22 protein-coding genes and 1 pseudogene are annotated in these 22,157 nt (G+C 42.6%); 15 read left to right on the top strand and 8 right to left on the bottom strand.

Annotated elements, in window-relative coordinates:
• Window positions 1-90: 90 nt before the first annotated feature.
• From J8Z28_RS14180 to J8Z28_RS14170, 3 genes are read right to left on the bottom strand one after another with little or no spacing between them, the layout of a single operon-like run.
• Complete coding sequence (locus J8Z28_RS14180) at window positions 91-1,278, bottom strand: vWA domain-containing protein (RefSeq protein WP_062564833.1); 1,188 nt, start codon at window positions 1,276-1,278, stop codon at window positions 91-93.
• A 1-nt stretch (window position 1,279) separates the two neighbouring features.
• The gene (locus tag J8Z28_RS14175) at window positions 1,280-2,128 is read right to left on the bottom strand and encodes an AAA family ATPase (RefSeq protein ID WP_250659646.1); all 849 of its coding nucleotides are present in this window, start codon (window positions 2,126-2,128) and stop codon (window positions 1,280-1,282) included.
• A gap of 52 nt (window positions 2,129-2,180) precedes the next feature.
• Complete coding sequence (locus J8Z28_RS14170; RefSeq protein WP_371319660.1) at window positions 2,181-2,414, bottom strand: DUF1653 domain-containing protein; 234 nt, start codon at window positions 2,412-2,414, stop codon at window positions 2,181-2,183.
• 63 nt (window positions 2,415-2,477) lie between these two features.
• Between J8Z28_RS14170 and J8Z28_RS14165 the strand changes: the two genes are divergently transcribed.
• Genes J8Z28_RS14165 through rpoS form a run of 11 tightly spaced genes read left to right on the top strand, consistent with a single transcriptional unit; the run spans window position 2,478 to window position 10,054 of the window.
• Window positions 2,478-2,960 (top strand): DUF2947 domain-containing protein, encoded by a 483-nt coding sequence (locus tag J8Z28_RS14165; protein ID WP_062564834.1) that lies wholly within the window; start codon window positions 2,478-2,480, stop codon window positions 2,958-2,960.
• A 59-nt stretch (window positions 2,961-3,019) separates the two neighbouring features.
• Window positions 3,020-3,652: a hypothetical protein gene (locus J8Z28_RS14160; protein ID WP_062564835.1), complete on the top strand. Its 633-nt coding sequence runs from the start codon at window positions 3,020-3,022 to the stop codon at window positions 3,650-3,652.
• A gap of 22 nt (window positions 3,653-3,674) precedes the next feature.
• Window positions 3,675-3,965, top strand: coding sequence for a cell division protein FtsB (gene ftsB / locus J8Z28_RS14155; RefSeq protein WP_054560903.1), 291 nt, complete (start codon window positions 3,675-3,677; stop codon window positions 3,963-3,965).
• Window positions 3,955-4,656, top strand: coding sequence for a 2-C-methyl-D-erythritol 4-phosphate cytidylyltransferase (gene ispD / locus J8Z28_RS14150; RefSeq protein WP_054560902.1), 702 nt, complete (start codon window positions 3,955-3,957; stop codon window positions 4,654-4,656). The genes ftsB and ispD overlap by 11 nt, the downstream gene beginning before the upstream one ends.
• Entirely contained in the window at window positions 4,653-5,135 is a 483-nt protein-coding gene (gene ispF, locus J8Z28_RS14145) for a 2-C-methyl-D-erythritol 2,4-cyclodiphosphate synthase (RefSeq protein ID WP_055198208.1), read from the top strand. The genes ispD and ispF overlap by 4 nt, the downstream gene beginning before the upstream one ends.
• Window positions 5,132-6,160: a tRNA pseudouridine(13) synthase TruD gene (gene truD / locus J8Z28_RS14140; RefSeq protein ID WP_062564836.1), complete on the top strand. Its 1,029-nt coding sequence runs from the start codon at window positions 5,132-5,134 to the stop codon at window positions 6,158-6,160. Before ispF ends, truD begins: the two co-directional genes overlap by 4 nt.
• Window positions 6,161-6,925 (top strand): 5'/3'-nucleotidase SurE, encoded by a 765-nt coding sequence (gene surE / locus J8Z28_RS14135; RefSeq protein WP_062564837.1) that lies wholly within the window; start codon window positions 6,161-6,163, stop codon window positions 6,923-6,925.
• Entirely contained in the window at window positions 6,915-7,553 is a 639-nt protein-coding gene (locus tag J8Z28_RS14130; RefSeq protein WP_054551144.1) for a protein-L-isoaspartate(D-aspartate) O-methyltransferase, read from the top strand. Before surE ends, J8Z28_RS14130 begins: the two co-directional genes overlap by 11 nt.
• Window positions 7,554-7,564: 11 nt before the next feature.
• Window positions 7,565-8,143: a YqaA family protein gene (locus J8Z28_RS14125; protein WP_054551145.1), complete on the top strand. Its 579-nt coding sequence runs from the start codon at window positions 7,565-7,567 to the stop codon at window positions 8,141-8,143.
• Between the two features lie 42 nt (window positions 8,144-8,185).
• Window positions 8,186-9,010 (top strand): peptidoglycan DD-metalloendopeptidase family protein, encoded by an 825-nt coding sequence (locus J8Z28_RS14120; RefSeq protein ID WP_055021015.1) that lies wholly within the window; start codon window positions 8,186-8,188, stop codon window positions 9,008-9,010.
• Between the two features lie 60 nt (window positions 9,011-9,070).
• The gene (gene rpoS / locus J8Z28_RS14115) at window positions 9,071-10,054 is read left to right on the top strand and encodes an RNA polymerase sigma factor RpoS (protein ID WP_250659645.1); all 984 of its coding nucleotides are present in this window, start codon (window positions 9,071-9,073) and stop codon (window positions 10,052-10,054) included.
• Between the two features lie 86 nt (window positions 10,055-10,140).
• On the opposite strand, the gene mutS is transcribed toward rpoS, so the two are convergent.
• Window positions 10,141-12,714: a DNA mismatch repair protein MutS gene (mutS, locus tag J8Z28_RS14110; RefSeq protein WP_055021014.1), complete on the bottom strand. Its 2,574-nt coding sequence runs from the start codon at window positions 12,712-12,714 to the stop codon at window positions 10,141-10,143.
• 21 nt (window positions 12,715-12,735) lie between these two features.
• Between mutS and J8Z28_RS14105 the strand changes: the two genes are divergently transcribed.
• Together J8Z28_RS14105 and recA are read left to right on the top strand one after the other, a co-directional pair.
• Entirely contained in the window at window positions 12,736-13,233 is a 498-nt protein-coding gene (locus J8Z28_RS14105) for a CinA family protein (RefSeq protein WP_062564839.1), read from the top strand.
• 58 nt (window positions 13,234-13,291) lie between these two features.
• Window positions 13,292-14,338 carry a recombinase RecA gene (recA, locus tag J8Z28_RS14100; protein ID WP_054560894.1) on the top strand — a complete coding sequence of 349 codons (1,047 nt, stop codon included), beginning with the start codon at window positions 13,292-13,294 and terminating at the stop codon, window positions 14,336-14,338.
• A gap of 79 nt (window positions 14,339-14,417) precedes the next feature.
• Here the strand turns inward: recA and J8Z28_RS21925 are convergent.
• The 3 genes and pseudogenes from J8Z28_RS21925 to J8Z28_RS14090 form a co-directional block, all read right to left on the bottom strand.
• A pseudogene (locus J8Z28_RS21925) lies at window positions 14,418-14,498 on the bottom strand (hypothetical protein); the annotation flags it as partial.
• Between the two features lie 179 nt (window positions 14,499-14,677).
• On the bottom strand, window positions 14,678-16,801 hold the full coding sequence (locus J8Z28_RS14095; protein WP_062564840.1) for a TonB-dependent siderophore receptor: 2,124 nt from the start codon (window positions 16,799-16,801) through the stop codon (window positions 14,678-14,680).
• Between the two features lie 192 nt (window positions 16,802-16,993).
• The gene (locus J8Z28_RS14090) at window positions 16,994-18,160 is read right to left on the bottom strand and encodes a DcaP family trimeric outer membrane transporter (RefSeq protein WP_062564841.1); all 1,167 of its coding nucleotides are present in this window, start codon (window positions 18,158-18,160) and stop codon (window positions 16,994-16,996) included.
• Between the two features lie 282 nt (window positions 18,161-18,442).
• Between J8Z28_RS14090 and acs the strand changes: the two genes are divergently transcribed.
• A complete protein-coding gene (gene acs, locus J8Z28_RS14085; protein WP_054551154.1) occupies window positions 18,443-20,383 on the top strand; it encodes an acetate--CoA ligase in 1,941 nt (646 codons plus the stop codon).
• Between the two features lie 96 nt (window positions 20,384-20,479).
• A complete protein-coding gene (locus J8Z28_RS14080) occupies window positions 20,480-21,130 on the top strand; it encodes a response regulator transcription factor (protein WP_054551155.1) in 651 nt (216 codons plus the stop codon).
• Between the two features lie 52 nt (window positions 21,131-21,182).
• Here J8Z28_RS14080 and purU read toward each other — a convergent pair whose 3' ends face one another.
• On the bottom strand, window positions 21,183-22,013 hold the full coding sequence (gene purU / locus J8Z28_RS14075; RefSeq protein WP_062564842.1) for a formyltetrahydrofolate deformylase: 831 nt from the start codon (window positions 22,011-22,013) through the stop codon (window positions 21,183-21,185).
• Window positions 22,014-22,157: the final 144 nt, after the last annotated feature.

The raw sequence follows: 22,157 nt of genomic DNA, 5'->3' as shown, positions 1-22,157 counted from the left end.
AACTTTCTAACTTTCTAACTTTCTAACTTTCTAACTTTCTAACTTTCTAACTTTCTAACTTTCTACTTTCTACTTTCTAACTTTCTAACTTTAACTCAACTCCCTAATCGCATTACTAATCCCATCTAGCGTGAGTGGGTACATGCGGTTGTCCATTAACTGCTTTATAAAATCTATCGATTGATAATAGCGCCAGTGTTCAACGGGTTGTGGGTTGAGCCAGGCGACTTTATCAAAGTGATTGGTTATGCGGTTTAGCCAAGCGCTGCCGGGTTCTTCATTCCAATGCTCAACGCTGCCACCGGGGTAGGCTATTTCGTAAGGACCCATGGTGGCATCACCAACAAAGATCACCTTGTAGTCGCTGGTGAACTTGTTAATCAAGGTCATGGTATCAATGACGTTAGAGTGACGACGTTCGTTGTCTTGCCAAACATGCTCATACAAACAGTTATGAAAATAGTAAAACTCAAGATGCTTAAATTCGCTGTGGGCGGCACTAAATAACTCTTCACAGGTATGAATGTAATCATCCATTGAACCGCCGATATCAAACAGCATCAATACTTTTACCGCATTATGGCGCTCTGGTGCCATTTTTACATCGAGCATGCCGCCTTGCTTTGCGGTTGCGCGAATGGTTTCGGTTAAATCGAGAGTATCGCTTGCACCAGTACGGGCAAATTTACGAAGTTTTTTTAGAGCGAGTTTAATGGTGCGCGAGCCGATTTCACGGTCACTATCAAGGTTTCGGTAGCTGCGTTTATCCCATACTTTTACCGCACGGCGATGTCGGTTACCGTCTTGACCAATACGCACACCTTCAGGGTTATAACCATAGGCGCCAAATGGCGAAGTGCCACCGGTACCTACCCACTTATTACCTCCAGCATGGCGCTTTTGCTGCTCTTCAAGGCGTTGCTTGAGGGTTTCCATGAGTTTATCAAGGCCGCCCATGGCTTGTAATTGCGCTTTTTCTTCTTCACTTAAGTGCTTTTCAAACTCTTTGCGTAGCCAATCATCAGGCAAGGCATGTTGCTGTTTTAAGCTTTCGAGCAGATCAAGGTCGGCCACACCACTAAAGTAATCTGCAAAGGCTTTATCAAAACGATCAAAGTGGGTTTCATCCTTGACCATGATGGTACGCGCTAAGTAATAAAACGCGTCAACATCGGCAAAAATAACCCCTTGCTTGAGCGCATTGATCAAATCAAGTAGCTCTCGCAAACTAGCAGGTAAGCGGTATTCGCGAAGCTTGAAGAAAAACGCAATTAACATCTTAACGGCGGCTCATAAACGCAAGTTTTTCGACTAAGCTAATGTCTTGCTCGTTCTTTAATAACGCGCCAAACATTGGCATTAAGCCGCCTTTTTGGCTTTTATCATGCAGTGTTTTAGCATCTATATCTTCAGCCATCAGCAGTTTTAACCAATCAAGTAATTCGCTGGTTGATGGTTTTTTCTTAATGCCGTTTACGTCACGTAGATTAAAGAACACCTCAAGTGCTTGGCGAACTAGGTCTTGTTTAACGTGAGGGTGATGCACATCGATAATTTGCGCCATTTCTTCACTACTTGGAAAATCAATGTAATGGAAAAAACAACGACGTAAAAAGGCATCTGGCAGCTCTTTTTCATTATTCGACGTAATGATCACAATCGGACGTTGCTTTGCAATAACGCGCTCGCCGGTCTCATAAACATGAAACTCCATTTTATCGAGCTCTAATAGCAAGTCGTTGGGAAATTCAATATCGGCTTTGTCGATTTCATCAATCAATAGTACAGGGCGCTTGTTATGTTGCTCACCATAAGTAAAGGCTTGCCATAATTTCCCTTTTACAATGTAGTTGCTGATATCGTGCGCTCGCTCGTCACCTAACTGGCTGTCGCGAAGGCGCGATACCGCATCATATTCATACAGGCCTTGCTGCGCCTTAGTGGTTGATTTGATGTGCCACTGAATTAGTGTGGTGTCTAAGCTTTTTGCAAGCTCCTCGGCCAGCATGGTTTTACCTGTGCCAGGCTCACCTTTTATTAGCAACGGTTTTTCGAGCAAGATCGCTGCGTTAACCGCTTGTTTTAATGAGTTACTGGCAATGTAGTTGTCGGTTGAATTAAAAAGCACGATGTCACCTTATCTGGTCTGAGCAGTGATTAATAGCGTCATGATGCCACAGTTAGTCGGCGTCTGAAAGGTATGCAAAACGCGGTATCGTTTTACCCTCCACAGTGACGGTTTCTGTAAACATACTAAGCGGGCGTGCCCACATGCCAAATTCGCCGTATAGCGCTTGATAAATTACCAGTGGCTCATTCGTTTCGCTATGAGTAGCAACATATTCAACTTTGTATTTTGGACCTTTGTAATGTTGGTAAATACCGGGTTTGATTGTCATGTGTTTATCTCGCATCTTGGAGTCATTTGGGTATAATTGCAGTTTGCACATTTTACGCTGAAACAAACTGCCTAAACTATGAATTATATTTCGTTAGATGAATACAAAAAAGCCTGGGTTTTTCGTCATAAAGATATGCCGATAAGCAGCGAAGACGCAGCACAAATTAAACCAATGAGCGCTGAACGCGCTGCGGTTTTATGGACTACTATGGTGAGCCGCGAGCATGATCACCCTGACTTTTTTGATAAAACAGATTGGTGCGGCAAAGACGACAGCTTTTCAGAGACCATTAACTGGGAAAGTGCATGGGAAGCGGGCGATGAGCAGTTACCAGAAGAAATCCTTAACCACTTAGAGTGGGAAGCAAACACCACTGTTTATTTTTGCATGGCTCGCGACAATATTATTGAAACCAGCTTTGCCGTTTTTAAACGTTGTTGGCAAAACTTTATGTTTTTAGCTGATGGTAGTTTGTTATTAGGTAAAAAGCGTGATGCAGTGGTGCAGTTTTTAGAAACTGGTAACGCAAAATTGGGTAAAAAAGGCGCAGTAAAGTAGCGCTCAATAAACGCTCTATGCTATAAAACAGTCAAGCAATTGTTTTATAAGAGCGCGCATTGTCTAAACCAACTTCACAGAGCGAACACTCGCAACAAGCCGAAATTTGGCAAACTGATGCCGAGCGAGCTTTGTATGCGCAGTTATGTAATGCATTTTATGCTCGTGAGATCCCGCGTTTAGTTGATGAACCTGATACAGCAAGGCTAAAACGTTTATTAGCAAGCCTGCCTTACTATATTGAGCGTTTAGCTATGCGTATTGTCAGTGGTGATGCGCCACTACAGCTCGATTCACAAAATGGCAGTTGGCTTGAAAAACAAAAAACAACGCCGCCTGTTTATAACAAAAGAGACTCAAAAGACTTTTATAGTCAACATGCTAAGCGCGGGTTAATTGTTCCCGTGTTAATTAATGACGAGCAATGTACAACCGTTCGCATAGACAGCTTAGATCAAGTAAGCGACAATAAGGTACATTGCAACGAGCTTGGTTGGTTTGATACTTCCGGTGAATCGCTAGAAAACACGCATATTCAATTGCTTAAGCCTGCAAAGGCGGTGATGGCAGCGGCGTGTTGCGGTCATCAATGGCAATTTAATAAACGCATCACACCTAAGCGTTTGTCATTAAGAGAAATGCTGTTAGCAAGCAATATAAATTGGCGTAATTTAAAACGCCCTTTGACTTAATTTAACCGCGAAGGAGTGTTCAATGCGGGTTTTTCAATTCGCCTTGTTGTGTTTGGCTTTATTTATTCAGTACCGCTTATGGTTTGGCCATAATGGGGTGCAAGATTACACTCGTTTAAAACAAGCGGTTACCTCTCATCAAGACACCAATGCGAAATTATTAAAGCGCAATAAAGTGCTCAAAGCCGATATTGAAGACTTAAAACTCGGTCAAGAGGGCATCGAAGAGCGGGCGCGTAATGAATTAGGAATGATTAAACCTGGCGAAACCTTTATTCGCGTATTACCAGGTCAACAGCAAAATGAACACTAAGCAAACTATCACCGCCATTGTTCCCGCTGCGGGAGTTGGCAGTCGAATGCAGCATTCGGCGCCAAAGCAGTATATTGAACTTGCGGGTAAAACTATTTTAGAACATACCCTAAGTAAACTTGCAGAACTTAACGAATTAAACACCATCAAAGTAGCAATTAGCGATGATGACGGCTACTTTGCTGATTTACCACACATAGATAAGCGTATTGAGCGTGTGAGTGGTGGTAAAGAGCGCGCTGATTCTGTGCTTAACGCCTTGCTATCACTTGCTGACAACCCACCTGATTGGGTACTTGTTCACGATGCGGCAAGGCCGTTAGTGTGTCTTGCTGATATTCAGCGTTTAATAACTGAATGTATCGCTGCCAATGAAGGCGGTATTTTAGCGTCAAAAGTAAAAGACACCATTAAGCGCGGTCATACCCACAGTGAGCAAACGGTGCCACGTGATGATTTATGGCAGGCACTCACCCCTCAGCTTTTCCCTTATCAAGCGCTGACTAATGCGCTATCAAGTGCCCTTAAAAATGGTGTGACTATCACTGATGAGGCATCGGCAATTGAATGGGCTAAGCAGCCTGTTAAGCTGGTTGCAGGTCGCAGTGACAACATTAAAATCACCACCCCAGAAGATTTAGATTTAGCAGCATTTTTACTGCAAAAACAACAAAACGAGAGTACCTCATGATTCGAATTGGCCATGGCTTTGATGTACACAAATTTGGCGGCGAAGGCCCGTTGGTAATTTGTGGTGAAAAAATAGATTACCCACAAGGCTTTTTAGCTCATTCAGATGGTGATGTTGCCATTCACGCATTGTGTGATGCCATTTTAGGCGCATTGGCAATGGGTGATATTGGCAAGCATTTCCCTGATACTGCTAGCGAATACGAAAATATTGATAGCCGAATTTTACTACGCCACGTGGTTGGGCTTGCTAAAGAGCAAGGTTATGTACTTGGCAATGCCGACGTCACGATTGTTGCGCAAGCACCAAAAATGTTGCCACATATTCAAGCTATGCGTGAAAACTTATGCCAAGACCTTGAAGCTGATATTTCACAAGTTAATGTGAAAGCAACAACCACTGAGAAGCTTGGGTTTGAAGGTCGTAAAGAAGGTATCTCAAGCCACGCAGTGGTGATTATGAGCAAACAAAGCGCATGAGTGAGTTAAACTACCTATACGGTAAACCTCTTTCTAAGGCTGACTTTAAAACTCATGCTGAAGACTTCATGGTTGATGAAGACTTAGGTATTGAGTTTACCGGTTCTGGTGAACATGTTTGCTTGCAGGTTGTAAAAAAAGGCGAAAATACTCAGTTTATTGCGAAACGCATTGCCGAAAAAGCAGGGGTATCTCCACGTGATGTGAGTTATGCAGGCTTAAAAGACCGTCATGGCGTGTGTACCCAATGGTTTAGCGTGCCAGTTCCCATTAAAAAGCACATAGAATTTAGTGAGCTGAATAACGAGCAGTTTTTTGTAATATCGCAACAGCGCCATAACCGTAAGCTCAGAACTGGCTGCCATAAAGGCAATCGCTTTACCATTACATTACGTAATGTCACTGAGCCGCTGGATATTTTGTGCCGTATCAACGCGGTGCGTGCTGGTGTGCCTAATTACTTTGGTGAGCAGCGCTTTGGCCATGGTGGTCACAACCTTGAAATGGCAAAGCGCATGTTTGCTGGTGAGCGTATCCGCGATAAAAAATTGCGTGGCTTAGTTATTTCAGCTGCGCGCTCTTATGTATTTAATGAGATCGTGAGTATGCGAGTTGCCGAGCATGGCCTTGCGAAAACAATGCACCGCGAAGTGTTTATGCTCAGCGGCAGTAATGCATTTTTTGAAGACAATATTAGTGATGACAATATTGCGCGCTTAGCGTCTGGCGATATTGTGATGTCGGCACCTATGGTTGGTAAAGGCGAAAAAGGCCTGACCGAAACCGAAAAAGTGTGGCTCGAACCTTATCAGTCTTGGATAGATGGCCTTAGCGAACTTGGCCTTAAGAATGAGCGTAGAATGTTACGACTTATTCCTGATTCATTAGCTGTTGAAACGATTGATGAAACTACTTTAAAGTTAAGTTTTGGTTTACCAAAAGGCTGTTTTGCTACCGCCCTGCTGCGTGAGCTGGTGGACTATCAAGATACAAGCCCCAGAGAACAAAAACAAAAGGATGCGTAAATGAAAATCTTATTGAGCAATGATGATGGCGTACATGCTAAAGGGATTGCGGTTTTGTATCATGCATTGACGCAAATAGCAGATGTGACCTTAGTAGCGCCAGATCGTAATTGTAGTGGCGCAAGTAATTCATTAACGCTCATGAATCCACTTCGTGCAACTATCCTTGATAATGGCTTTATTTCGATTAATGGCACGCCGACTGACTGTGTGCATTTGGGAGTTAATGAATTAGTCGAGCAGCAGCCAGATCTAGTGGTTGCAGGAATAAACCACGGCGCCAACCTAGGTGATGATACCTTGTATTCAGGTACAGTAGCAGCGGCCACTGAAGGGCGCCACTTAGGACTGCCGGCGATTGCTGTGTCGTTATGCTCTAAAGAAGGAAATCACTTTGAAACTGCAGCTGCGGTTGCGGTGAGTATTATCAAAGAGTTGGCATCGCACCCATTACCGAAAGATCAAATCATCAACTTAAACGTGCCAGATATTCCGCTTACAGAGCTTAAAGGAGTTAAGGTAACCCGTTTAGGTTCGCGTCATAAAGCTGAAACCATGACGAAGCAACAAGACCCATGGGGCCGTGACATTTATTGGTATGGTACCCTTGGTGCTGAAAGTGATGCAGGTGAAGGCACTGATTTTTATGCCATTAATAATGGTTATGCATCAGTGACCCCACTTAGTGTTGATATGACGGCGAAAGAGAGCTTACAAGCCGTCGATAGCTGGTTAGCAAATATGGAGATTAATAGTGCTGACTAATTATAATCGCAGTGCATTGGCATTAGCTGAATTATTAAAACGCGAGGGTGTAGAAGACAGTACGGTGCTTGAAGCGATTGCCTCAACACCCAGACACATTTTTATTGATGATGTTTTGCAGCACAAAGCTTATCAAAATACCGCATTGCCAATCGGTCAAGGACAAACGATTTCGCAGCCATATATTGTCGCACGCATGACAGAGCTGCTTCGCTTAGCAGGCGTACGTGATAAAGTGCTCGAAATTGGCACAGGCTCTGGCTACCAAACGGCAATATTGGCAAAAACCTTCACTAAAGTGTGCTCGGTAGAGCGTATTAAAGCATTGCAATGGCAAGCAAAACGCCGTTTGCATAAGCTTGATTTATATAATGTCACCATGAAACACGGTGACGGTTGGCAAGGCTGGCAGTCGCAAGCTCCATTTGAGGGGATTATTGTTACTGCCGCTGCGGCCACTATGCCACAAGGACTTCTGGCACAACTTGCTGATGGGGGCGTTATGATTGCACCTATCGGTGAGCAAGATCAGCAATTAATGATGGTCGTTAGAAATGGCGATACATTTACAGAACATAAAGTTGCACCAGTAAGATTTGTACCTTTGGTACCTGGTGATATTGAATAGGACGTTATACTTTGAAGTTGTTTACTAAGTTATATGATATGGCGCTGGTATGGGCTAAACACCGTCATGCGGAGCGTTATTTAGCAGGGATGAGTTTTGCTGAATCTGTTTTTTTTCCGGTGCCACCGGATGTCATGCTAGCCCCTATGTCGCTTGCTCAGCCAGATAAAGCATGGCGCTTTGCCAGCTTTACGACTATTGCTTCAGTGATTGGCGGTATTTTAGGTTACTTACTTGGCTTTTGGTTATTCGAACCTGTAGTTGAGCCGCTGATTGCGCAAATGGGTTGGCAAGCTAAATTTGACACAGCGCTAAGTTGGTTTGAAAACTATGGTGTATGGGTGGTGTTTTTAGCGGGCTTCTCTCCTATACCTTATAAGGTTTTCACCATAGGTGCAGGTTTGATGCAAATGGCATTCTTGCCATTTTTAATTGCCTCGGCAATAGGTCGTGGCGCGCGTTTCTTCTTAGTGTCGGCTTTAATGAAGTGGGGCGGCGTTAAAATGGAGCAAAAATTACGTCAATATGTTGAAGCGCTTGGCTGGGGATTAGTTGTTTTAGTTGTGGTTGCGTACTTTTTACTACGATAACCCGCAAAACCATTAAACTAGTACGATAAGGAGCATTTTACGATGAGCAGGCAGTTAACAGTCTATGTTACTTTGTTTCTTAGTATTTTGCTCTTTGGTTGTACTTCTCGCGAAGCACCGGCACCGGTTAGTAGTTTAGATAATAAAGTTAAACCCGCCACACGCAAAGTAAATATCTCTGGCTCAAAATATGTAGTCAAAAAGGGCGATACTTTGTATTCAATTGCTTTTAGCGCTCAGCAAGATTTTCGAACGCTCGCAAAAATAAACGATATTCCAGCACCTTATACCATCTTCCCTGGGCAGAGTATTTCGCTCACAAAATCGGCACAAAAATCAAAAAAGACGAAAAAATATACGAATTCGAGTAAAAAGTCTACTGTTTCTATACAAAAAAATAACAAAAAATTAAAGAAAGGGCTTGATCAGCCAAAACAACGAGAGTATGTTCAGAAACAAGCCAACAAAATAATTAGTGAAAAAAAGCGTAATTCTAATGCCAAAGTTGTATGGGGCTGGCCTGCAAAAGGTAAAGTCACAAAACGCTTCTCTAATAAAGAGAACGGCTTTAAAGGATTACAGATCACTAATAAACAAGGGGCTTCTGTTTTAGCTGCTGCACATGGAACTGTGGTATACGCGGGCAACGCATTGAGGGGTTACGGTAATTTAATCATATTGAAACACAATGATGATTACCTAAGCGCTTACGCGCACAATTCAAAGTTGCTTGTAAAGGAAAAACAGGAAGTAAAGGCAGGGCAGAAAATAGCAGAAATGGGCAGTTCAGACTCTTCGGTTACGGCTTTGAGATTTGAAATTCGTTATCGGGGTCAAGCAGTCAATCCTGCTAAGTATCTACCTTAGCCATTTAGGGTATTGATAAAGTGATTTAGCTCAATCACATATTTGCTCGGGAGGACGCTTATGGGTCACACAGCAAAACTTGAGAAAAAAACTGACGCGATTGACGATAAATTTGATGACACGGTAGTCGAAGAAGAGTCTTCTGAATTACTTGAAGAAGTCGACAACGAAGATGAAATTTTTGCAAAAGAAGAAGTTGCCAAGAATTTAGATGCTACACAGCTGTATCTTGGTGAGATTGGTTTTTCTCCGCTGCTAAGCGCAGAAGAAGAAGTTTATTTTGCTCGAAAAGCACTGAAAGGCTGTGAAGCCTCTCGCAAGCGAATGATTGAAAGTAATTTACGTTTAGTGGTGAAAATTGCCCGCCGCTATAACAACCGTGGCCTTGCGCTACTAGACCTTATTGAAGAAGGTAATTTAGGCCTTATCAGAGCCGTTGAGAAATTTGACCCAGAACGTGGTTTTCGTTTTTCAACTTATGCAACTTGGTGGATACGTCAAACTATCGAACGTGCCATCATGAACCAAACACGTACGATTCGTTTACCTATTCACGTGGTTAAAGAGCTTAATGTTTATTTAAGAACAGCCCGTGAATTAACGCAGAAACTTGACCATGAACCAACCGCAGAAGAAATTGCAGAGTGCTTAGATAAGCCGGTTGAAGATGTCACTAAGATGCTGCGTTTAAACGAAAAAATCACCTCGGTGGATACACCTATCGGCGGTGAAAATGACAAAGCGTTATTAGATATTATCGCCGATGAGAAAGACTATGGTCCAGAGGGCGAAGTACAGAGTAATGACATTAACAAGCACATTGTTGATTGGCTTGGAGAGTTAAACCCGAAACAGCGTGAAGTACTTGCTCGTCGTTTTGGTTTACTAGGCTATGAGCCATCAACCCTTGAAGATGTTGGTCGTGAAATTGGCTTAACACGGGAACGTGTAAGACAAATACAAGTTGAAGCATTACGTCGCTTAACAGACATTTTGCAACACGAAGGGTTAAGTACAGATAGCCTATTCGACCAATTCACCTAATTTGACAACAATACATAGGCCTTCGGGTCTAGAACACACAAAAAAGCTGACGTTACGTCAGCTTTTTTTATGCCTCTTTTATTTCACTACAGTAAATCTTTTAATTGATACAGTAGTTGGTGTGCTTGTCTTGGCGTTAAGCTATCTGGATCAAGCTGTTTTAAGGTTAATTCAAGCTCAGAAGGCTCATCATCAAAACTTAATGTTTGCTGTTGTTGCTCAATAGGAGCAGTAACAGGTTGATGGTTCTCAAGCATTTTAAGCTTTTGTTTTGCTTGTTGGATAACCGCTTTTGGTACACCAGCCAAGGCAGCAACTTGTAAACCAAAGCTCTTGCTTGCTGCGCCTTCAAGCACGGTATGCATAAAGGCAATGGTGTCGTTGTGCTCAATGGCATCTAGGTGCACATTAACTAACCCCGTTTTTTGCTCGGCCAGTTCGGTTAACTCAAAATAGTGGGTTGCAAATAAGGTCTTAGCGGCAATTTTTGATGCTAAATAATCAGCCGTTGCATAGGCAAGCGATAAGCCATCATAAGTTGAGGTACCGCGACCAATTTCATCCATCAGTACCAGTGATTGTGCTGTGGCGTTATTTAAAATAGTTGCTGTTTCGGTCATTTCAACCATGAAGGTTGAGCGTCCTGATGCTAGGTCATCACTTGCGCCAATACGCGTAAAGATACGGTCAATATTCCCAATTTCTGCACTATCAGCAGGAACGTAACAACCAATGTGAGCCATTAGAACAATAAGTGCAGTTTGGCGCATATAGGTCGATTTACCACCCATATTTGGACCTGTGATAATCAGCATTTTACGGTCGTTATTAAGCTCTACAGGGTTAGCTATAAACGGGTCTTTCATTACCTGCTCTACTACCGGGTGGCGACCTTGCTTAATACTGATGTTATCGTTATCGCACAGAGTTGGCTTAGCATAATTAAGCGCTTGTGCACGTTCGGCTAAATTGTTCAGTACATCTAAATCTGCTAGAACAGCTGCCATTGTTTGTAGCTGCTCAATGTGCGGAGCAATAAACTCAAAGAGTTGCTCGTAAAGCTGTTTTTCAAGCGCTAGCGCTTTTGACTGGCTACCAAGTACTTTATCCTCATGCTCTTTAAGCTCTGGGATAATATAGCGCTCATTATTTTTTAGCGTTTGGCGGCGAATATAATCCGCAGGAACTAAATGTGAGTTAGCGCGGCTTACTTCAATAAAAAAGCCATGCACTTTGTTATAACCAATTTTTAAGGTGCTAATGCCAGTGCGCTCACGCTCACGCTCTTCAAGCTTTTCAAGAATATCGGTAGCACCTTGGCTTAGCGCTCGCCATTCATCAAGTTCGCTGTTGTAACCTGGTGCAATCACACCCCCATCACGAATAAGCACCGGTGGGGTTTCGATTACAGCACGCTCTAGTAAATCTTGTAGTTCAGGTAACTGTTGCGACTTAGCAATAATTTGACTAATACGCGGATCGTTAGCATCTAGTAATAGTTCGTGAAGTGGCGCGAGAGCTTGCAGCGCGCTACGCAGGCGCGTTAAATCTCGCGGCCTAGCAGTGCAAAGCGCTAGGCGTGCAATAACACGTTCAATATCGCCAATTTGCTTTAATGACTCTTGTAGCTCACCACATAATTGCGCATCGATAATTGCGCTAATTGCGTTTAGTCGAGAGTTGAGCTCTGTTTTGCTGCGCACAGGGGTATGAATACGACGCTTTAATAAGCGTGACCCCATAGCTGTGGCTGTTTTATCAAGTACTTGCGCAAGAGTGTTTTCGTAACCACCCGATAAATTAACCGTTAGTTCAAGGTTTTTACGAGTTGCTGCATCTAAGATCACCGCGTGTTCGTTTTGTTCAAGGGTGATTGCACGAATATGCGGCAGGGCTATACGCTGAGTGTCTTTTACGTATTGCATTAAGCAGCCTGCAGCGACTAAAGCTGCGTGTGCTTTGTCTACTCCAAAACCAACTAAATCTTTGGTGCCAAATTGATCGCAAAGTAAATGCTGCGCTGTATCTAGATCAAATTCCCATTCTGGGCGACGACGCGCACCTTTGATATGTTCAATTAAGTGCACATTTGCAAATGTTTCACTGTAAAGCAGCTCAGCAGGGGCTAAACGCTGTAATGTTGAGCTAAATGCTTCATCGGTATTAACTTCTAACACATTGAATCGGCCAGAGTTAATATCTAAGTAAGCAATACCATATAGGCCTTGTTTATTTTGCCATACACTGGTTAGTAAGTTGTCTTGGCGTTCTTGTAATAACGCTTCGTCAGAAATTGTGCCCGGTGTAACAATACGTACAACTTTACGCTCAACAGGGCCTTTGCTAGTCGCTGGGTCACCAACTTGTTCACAAATAGCTACTGACTCACCCATTTGTACAAGGCGAGCTAAGTAGTTTTCGACTGCGTGATAGGGTACGCCTGCCATTGGAATGGGATCGCCACCGGCTTTACCTCGATGGGTTTGAGAAATATCAAGAAGTTGCGCTGCACGCTTGGCATCATCAAAGAAAAGTTCGTAAAAGTCGCCCATACGATAAAACAATAAAATATCCCGGTGCTCGGCTTTTATTTTTAGATACTGCTGCATCATAGGGGTTTGTTGTTTTATAGTGTGCGGTGCATAAAGATCAAACGACATGTATTTACCCAAAGGCTGAATATGGAATTACATCAAGAGATTAAAACACTTGCTGCGAAATTAGGAGCTATTTTAACGGATAAACGCTTATGGATCACTACCGCAGAGTCATGCACTGGTGGTGGAGTGAGTTATGCACTAACCGATACCCCAGGCAGTTCTAATTATATTGATCGAGCGTTTGTCACTTATAGTAACCAAGCAAAACATGAGCTCATTGGCGTTAGCGAGCAGACCTTAAACAGCTTTGGTGCGGTGAGTGAGCAAACCGTTGTTGAAATGGCATCGGGGGCAGCAAAAGCAGCAAATTCAGATATCGCAATAGCTATTTCGGGAATAGCAGGCCCCGGTGGTGGAACACTGGATAAACCTGTGGGATTAGTATGGTTTTGCATTCATTTTGCTGGTCAAAACTACCCAAGTCAGCAAGTTTTCTCTGGCGATCGAGCTGAAGTTAGACTGCAAGCTATTGTTTACTCATTAAAAAATATAATTGAATTGATAAAATCTGAAAATTAGCTTGATACTGTGATTTCATACAGTATACTGTCTGCATTAGCCGGATTTGGAGAACAGAATGAACGATAACAAACAAAAAGCCTTAGACGCTGCTTTATCACAAATTGAGCGTCAATTTGGTAAAGGCTCAATTATGAAACTGGGCGACAATAAAGCCCTAGATATTGAAGCAATCTCAACAGGTTCACTAGGTATCGATATCGCACTAGGTATTGGTGGTTTGCCTACGGGTCGTATTGTTGAAGTGTATGGTCCTGAATCATCAGGTAAAACAACGCTTACTTTACAAGTTATCGCTGAAGCTCAAAAGCAAGGTAAAACGTGTGCATTCGTAGATGCTGAGCACGCTCTAGATCCTGTATACGCACAAAAATTGGGTGTAAACATTGATGACTTACTTGTTTCTCAACCAGATACTGGTGAGCAAGCATTAGAAATCTGTGACATGTTAGTTCGTTCAAGTGCTGTTGATGTTGTGATTGTTGACTCGGTAGCAGCTTTAACACCTAAAGCTGAAATCGAAGGTGACATGGGTGACTCACACATGGGTCTACAAGCTCGTTTAATGTCACAGGCATTACGTAAGCTTACAGGTAACATCAAGCGTTCAAACACACTATGTATTTTCATCAACCAAATCCGTATGAAAATTGGTGTTATGTTTGGTAACCCTGAAACAACAACAGGTGGTAACGCACTTAAATTCTACTCTTCAGTACGTATCGATATTCGTCGTATTGGTTCTGTGAAAGAAGGCGACGAGGTTGTTGGTAACGAAACTCGCGTTAAAGTTGTTAAAAACAAGGTTGCTCCGCCGTTTAAACAAGCTGAGTTCATCATCATGTATGGCGAAGGCATTTCTAAACAAGGCGAGTTAATTGACCTAGGTGTTAAGCATAAGATTGTTGAAAAATCAGGTGCTTGGTACAGCTACAATGGCAGCAAAGTTGGTCAAGGTAAAGCAAACTCAATTAAGTTCTTAAAAGACAACCCAGAGATCGCAGATGAGATCGAAGGTAAGTTACGTGAGATGCTATTACTTCAGGCAACAGAACAACCAGAAGATGGTGAAGATGCAGGCCTATTAGCTGAAGACGAGCTATAAACACCGCAAAAGAGTACAGTTAAGCGTGATTTGACCCGCACTTAACACAAAAAAGACCGCTACATAGTTAGCGGTTTTTTTATGGGTGAAAGTTAGCGAGAGTAAAGTTAGCAAGGGGAAAGTTAGCGAGAGTAAAGTTAGCGAGAGTAAAGTTAGAAAAGGTAAACTTTACTCTTGCAACTCTTTCATGTGCTTAAAGCTTAAAGCTTAAAGCTTAAAGCTTAAAGCTTAAAGCTTAAAACTTACAGCTTACAGCTTAAAACTTTCAGCTTACAGCTTACAGCTTAAAACTTACAACTTACAGCTTACAGCTTACAGCTTACAGCTTCTAGCTCAAGCTTACAGCTGCCAGTTGAAAGACACTGAGTAGTTACGCGGTGCGCCGTAATAACCTTGAGCCCAGAAAAGACTATGGATGTACTTTTCGTTGGTCACGTTATTAACGTTCAAGTTAACGCTCATATTGTCGTTAATATCGTAGGTTGCCATTAGGTTTAATAGGCCGTACGCATCTTGCGTTGTGGTGATAAGTGCAGCATTTGTTGCCGCATCACGCACTTGTACGCGCTTTGTATCGTCTTGCCAACGATAGTTTAGGCCAAAGGTTAAACCATCAATCTCAGGCACTTTATGAGTTACAGCAAGTTTGAACTGGTTTTCAGGTGTGTAGTCTTTTACTAACTCATCACCATCAATGTTTAGGTTGCTGTAGCTAAAGCTCGCACTCAGTGTTTCGTTGATTTGACCACTAAGTTCTACTTCAATACCGTCGCTGTTAATGCCATCTGCGCCATAGTAGCGAGTGTCATCAGGTAATGAATCAGGGATAGCAACAGCAAGGCCAACTTGTTTAGCGTCAAAGTAAGCAACTGTTACAAATAAGTCGTCATCAAGTAGCTGTGCTTTCACACCAACTTCGCTGCTTTTACCTGTGATTGGATCTAAGTAATCGCCATTGATGTCACGCTCTGTTTGCGGTACGAAGGTTTCTGTGTAGCTTGCATAAGTTGAGAAGCTTTCGTTGATATCATACACAGCACCGAAGTAAGGCACAGTTTGGTCGCTATCTTTGTCTTTTGCAACGCCGTAAGAGGCACCTTCAGTTTCCCAATTTACTTGGCTCACACCTGCTAACACACTGAATGAGTCAGTTGCACGGATACGTGTTGAAATATACGCTGAGCGTTGACGGCTGGTGATATCAGCACCTGTTAAACCATCGGTAAGTGTTGGCACTGGCGCAACACCATCCCAACCACCTAGCTCAGGCATTGCAGGGAAACCATTGCCTGTTGTACGGTCATACAATGATTTATCTTTGTTATCCATATCTGCTTGGTTTACACCAAACGACAGATCATGTTCCATACCAAATAAATCAAATTTACCCGTTGCGTAAATATCTAAAATATCGTGCTTATCTTTGTGGTCATATTCACTCGCATAACCCGTTAAGCCAAGACCTGTTTCTCTATCAGGTGTACCATAAACATAGAAAAGCTCTGAGTCTTGCTCATTTTCTAGGTGTGCGTAGCTGGCTTTTAAGAACCAAGTATTGGTAATTGCTTGCTCAATTGATAAGAACAGCTGCTCAGTTGTGTTATTCCAGTATGACCAATCAGACGCTGTGCTAGTTGAAGCGTCAAAGTTTGTTGCTGAACCATCGCTGTAATAAAGCGGTAAGGCACCCCACAGTGGGCTATCAGCATCTTTCTTTTGATTTACATAGTTTGCAGTTACTACTGTGCTATCAGTTAGCTGGCCTTCGTAGGCTAGGTAATAAATTGTTTTATCTTGCTCGTAACGGTCAAGGTATGACTCAGTTTTGTGCTTGGTAAATACAGCACGTACAGCGTGGTTTTCGTTGATAGCAGTTGAAGCGTCAAGCTCTAAACGCTTGTTATCCCAAGAACCATACGATACAGACGCATTTACTTGCGTTTGATAAGTAGGGCGCTTTAGAACCATGTTGACTGTTGCTGATGGGTTACCAGCACCTGTCATTAAACCATTGGCACCACGTACAATTTCAACACTATCGAAAATAGAAGTATCAAGAGTACCTTGGATTGAACCGTTGTCTTGCGGCATACCCATGCCATTAACTTGGAAGTTGGTGATCTCAAAACCACGAGCTTTAAAATAAGTACGGTCAGTTTCTATTTGCTCAACAGTGACACCCGGTGTGCTTTCAAGTACAGCATTAAGGTTATCGAGTGAGAAGTCATCCATTAGCGCACGTGATACAACAGAGATTGACTGTGGCGTTTCTTTAATTGTTAGCCCTAATTTGGTTGCTGACTGTGCTTCTTCAGTGATGTAGTTTTTATGATGCTGGCCATACACGGCAATTTTTTCAATTGCTTGTTCTTCTTTTTGTTGTTCTGCAAAAGCGTGGCCACTTAAAAGTGCTGAGGTCACAAGGCTTAATTGAGATAAGCGCAAAAATTTTGTTGATGACATGCAAAGTTCCAATTAGTTCAATGAATAGTGAAATTAATGCGTAATTTAATCTAAATGAAAATAATTTGCAATTAGGGTTTACTGTTTTAGTGAGTAATTGTTTGCAAAAAAGTTTAAAGGGCACAGAAATATAAAAAGGAGATATAAAAAAAGCGGCCGAAGCCGCTTCAGGAAGTAAAATAAGTTTAAATCTTAAAATACGTATTTTGCAGAGAACTGCAGACGGTCCATATCGCCGTCAGCACCGCTTTCTAACTCACGCTCAGCATGTTTAAACTCAACACCAAATGTAAGCTTTTTAACAGGCGAATACAAAAGGTTGGCACTATAGCTTTGGCTCATTTCTGTAGGGTCGCCAGTCACAGCAAGTAAATCTGTGTTGTTATCTGCTGAAAAGAATGAATAAAGGAAAGTTGAGCGCCATTGGCTGTTCCAGTGTTGTTGATAGGCAATGAAACCTGATGTTGAATCAATTGCATCTAAATCATCACCGTCAAGCACAGCACCATTGGCTACGTTTAAACCAATGTAGCGGCCTAAACCTGAGCCTTGAGTTAACATAAATTTAAGGTTGTTTTGGCCAAAATTTACTTTACCAGATGCACTGATACCGAACGATGATGTATCTGCATCAATGCCATTTTGTTTATAAGTTAACTGGCGAGCAAGACCGGTAAATACTAATTCACCCCAGTCAGCTTTATGTGCGTAACGTGCTGTAAAGTCAGGCATTGATGCATCATCAGTAGCTACACGTGCGCCGCCAACTGTGACTGTGCTCTCTGGGTTTTCGATAGAGAATGACCAATTACCGGTAGTGTAACGTGCCTGTGCTTGACGTACGAACACAGTACCTTCTGCAGGACCGACGAAGTCGAGTGTTTCTGGTAATGCACCTACGTTTTGAAAGTTTGACCAAGCTTGACCAAATAACCAACCATCATAAGTCACAAATGCTTGACGAATACGAGGCGCGTAAGAGTTACTAACACGTTCGTTACCGCCCGGCGCTGAAGCAATAAAGTCTATTTCAATTTTAGTTTTGATGGTTTTCCCATCGTCTAATTTTGTTGCTGTACCTAGGTTAAAGCGAGATTGGCGGGCATGCATGTCAAATACTGCATCGCTATCGCTGTCTACGCCTACCGGTGTTGTACCTGGTACATAGAAGTCACGGCCAATGCTGCCGCCAGCTGGTACGCCTGCAGAGTAATCACTCCACATAGCATCAAGTTTTACATAGCCACCATAAGAAACGTCTGTGTTACCAATGGTTGCGGCGTTAGCGGTACCTGCAAGTGCACATAAAACAGCTGAAGCTGTGAGTGTCTTTAATGCGGTTACTTTTGTTGTTGTCATAATGTGTATTCCTGTCGAAGCTACTTGTTGATTGCATTAATGTTGTTGTATCACTGTTGTTTAAGAAATGACTTCTCTCAATTATCTATTGGTCTATTAGACTAAGGTGGAATGGGTAGTTAAATCGCATCCAACCTAACATTGGACTAGATTATAGAAGGCAATTTTAAAGTTTTTTGTTAAATGACAAGATATACAACTAAGGTCTAATACTTTCAGGGGCTTTGCTGAGTGATCCTTGAAGCAGGCCGTAGGCAAGTAATTAAAATGGAGACGACAACAATGTCAGAAAGTATCTATCCAGTACCAGCGCATATCAAGAATGCAGCACTAGTTGATAACGATAAATATAATACACTGTACAAGCAATCTATTGATGACCCTGAAGGATTTTGGCGAGAGCACGGTAAACGCCTTGATTGGTCAACTCCTTATAACAAAGTAAAGAACACCTCATTCGACAAAGGCCACATCAGCATTCGCTGGTATGAAGACGGCCAACTTAACGCTTCTTACAACTGTATTGACCGCCACCTTGCCACTAAAGCCGATAAAACAGCTCTTATTTGGGAAGGCGATAACCCTGAACACAACGAAAATATTAGCTACCAACAGCTTCACGACGAAGTAGCTAAGCTAGCCAACGGCCTTAAAAAATTAGGTGTATCAAAAGGTGACCGTGTCGCTATTTACATGCCAATGACACCGCAGGCTATTTACGCTATGCAAGCGTGTGCGCGTATTGGTGCTATTCACTCTGTAGTATTTGGTGGTTTCTCTCCATCAGCGATTGCTGACCGAATTAATGACTCAGGCGCTAAAGTGGTAATTACTTCAGACGAAGGTCGCCGTGCTGGCAACTGCGTACCACTTAAAGCAAATGTTGATGAAGCGGTATCACAAGACTCTGTAACCACCGTTGAGCACGTTATTGTTCATCAGCTAACGGGTGGTGAAGTTGAATGGAATAGTCATGATGTTTGGTGGCATGAGCTTGTCGCTGACTTACCGGCTGAGTGTGAACCAGAGCCAATGAATGCAGAAGATCCGCTTTTCATTCTTTATACTTCAGGCTCAACGGGTCAACCAAAAGGTGTGGTTCATACTACCGGTGGTTACCTTGTTTATGCATCAATGACACATGAATATGTATTTGATCTTAAAGAAGACGATATTTTCTGGTGTAGTGCCGATGTGGGCTGGATCACAGGTCACAGCTACATTGCTTATGGCCCATTAGTGAATGGCTGCACGCAAGTCGTATTTGAAGGTGTACCAACTTACCCAACAGCGGGCCGTATGGGTGAAGTAATTGATAAGCACAACGTGACTATTCTTTACACAGCACCAACTGCTATTCGTGCTCTAATGGCGAAAGGCGATGAGCCAACAGCGACTTCAACTCGTAAAAGTCTTCGTGTTATGGGTTCTGTAGGTGAGCCAATTAACCCAGAAGCGTGGGCATGGTATTACGAACATATTGGTAACGAAAACTGCCCAATCGTAGATACTTGGTGGCAAACAGAGACTGGCGGCATCATGATCACACCATTACCAGGTGCGACAGATATGAAGCCAGGCTCAGCAACACGTCCATTCTTTGGTATTGCACCAGCATTATTTGATGCTGAGGGTAATACACTAGAAGGTGCGGTTGACGGTAACCTTGTTATTTTAGATAGCTGGCCATCACAAGCACGAACAGTTTATGGCGACCATGAACGTTTTGAACAAACCTATTTCTCAGCATACCCAGGCGTGTACTTCACAGGTGATGGTTGTCGTCGTGATGAAGATGGCTACTACTGGATCACAGGCCGTGTAGATGACGTACTTAACGTATCAGGTCACCGCCTAGGTACTGCAGAAATCGAAAGTGCATTGGTTGCTCACGAAGCAGTAGCAGAAGCTGCAGTCGTAGGTTACCCGCATGATATTAAAGGTCAGGGCATCTATGTTTACATCACTCCAAATGAGGGTGTTGTAGTGAGCGATGAACTAACAAAAGAGGTACGTAACTGGGTTCGTAAAGAGTTAAGCCCAATTGCATCACCAGATATGATCCAATGGTCTCCAGGTTTACCGAAAACTCGTTCTGGTAAGATCATGCGTCGAATTTTACGTAAAATTGCGGCAAATGAGCACCAACAGCTTGGAGATACTTCTACACTGGCCGACCCGAGCGTTGTTGATGAGCTAATCGAAAACCGATTAAATCGTTAAAATCGCGTTAAAAACTTGATTAGAAGTTGATTCTAAACGTAGTATATCGGCTGTCACTTAGAAATAGGTGTCAGCCGAATTTATTAGGAGTGAACCATGAGTCAGTTTTTAATAGCGGACGATCATCCGTTATTTCGTGAAGCGCTGAAAGGGGCATTGAGTGCTAAGTTCGCTGATTTAGAAGTGTTTGAATCGGAAAACTTTGATACCACCTTGCAGGTGCTGAGCGAGCAAGAAGATCTTGATATCTTACTACTAGACCTTCACATGCCAGGCAATGGCGATTTATACGGCCTTATTCGCATTCGCGAAGACTATCCAAGCTTACCAATAGCTGTTGTTTCTGGCAGCGAAGACATCAATGTAGTTTCTAAAGTAATGGGTTATGGTGCGATGGGATTTATTCCTAAATCATCTTCATCAGATGATATTGCGCTGGCAATTAACCACATTCTTGAAGGCGATGTTTGGCTTCCACTTGAGCTTAAAGATAAAGTGGCTGCCGTAGATGGCGAAGACAAAGAAATTGCAGCGCAAGTGGCTTCACTGACGCCGCAGCAATACAAGGTGTTGCAATACTTGCACGAAGGCTTGTTAAACAAACAGATTGCTTACGAGTTACATATTTCTGAAGCAACCGTTAAAGCACACATTACAGCAATTTTTAGAAAGCTAGGTGTGTATAACCGTACTCAAGCGGTATTAATTGCCTCTAAGTTACAATTAGAGCCTATTGAGTCGGCATAACAAAAGATAATAAAAACAATAAAGAGGCCACTCAGCCTCTTCATTTTATTGCTTAAGCGAACACCACGGTTCGATTACCATTGATAAACAGTTTATGTTCAGATGCGAGTTGCAGCGCTTTACAGAACACAGTTTTCTCTACATCTTTACCCATTTTTGCCATCATCTCTGCGGTATCAGCATGACTGACATGCGTCACATCTTGTAAAATAATCGGCCCTTCATCGAGCTCATTATTAACAAAGTGAGCGGTCGCGCCAATAATTTTTACACCGCGCTCAAATGCCTGATGGTAAGGCTTTGCGCCAATAAAGGCTGGCAAAAATGAATGGTGAATATTAATAATCTTACCTTCAAAGCGCGCCACAAATTCAGGGCTTAAAATACGCATATATTTAGCAAGGCCGATGATATCAGGCTGATAGCTGGCAATTAAATCACCGACTTGTTGATCATGCTCCGCACGGCTTAAGCCTTCGTGCGATACCACATGAAATGGCACATCAAAGCCTGCAGCCAGTGGCGCTAAGTCGGCGTAGTTGGCAATCACAGCCAGTACTTCGATGTTTAAGGCTTTTTCGAATTGCTTTAGTAATACACCACCTAAACAGTGCGCTTCTTTAGTGGCAAGCAATACCACTTTAGTTTTTTCGCTGCTGTGCAGGGCAAGCTCTGCGCCATCAGGAAGTAGCTCAGCAAGGCTTGATAAAAAATCATCTGAAATAACGCCGCTTAACTCTGTACGCATAAAAAAGCGTTTAGCGTCTTTATCTACAAATTCGTTATTACGTGTAATGTTTAAATTATGCTGATGACAAAGACCGGTGATCTTGGCAATTAGACCAACATCATCATCGCATTGTGTGGTTAAAATCGTGTTCATAGTCCTCATTCTAATCCCGTTTGTGTGAACACCATTATTTGCTAATTTTTTTGTGCTGCATAGCGCAAATTTAACTATCTAATAATTTATCTGATTTGATTGCATAAGCGCCTAAAATGTAATCATTATTTACTTTTCGTGTAA

It is taken from the genome of Pseudoalteromonas sp. SCSIO 43088, assembly GCF_023650795.1.
GTDB classification, from domain to species: Bacteria; Pseudomonadota; Gammaproteobacteria; order Enterobacterales; family Alteromonadaceae; genus Pseudoalteromonas; species Pseudoalteromonas shioyasakiensis.
The sequence above is the reverse complement of the archived record's forward strand: the minus strand, read 5'-3'. Positions and strand labels throughout refer to the sequence as shown.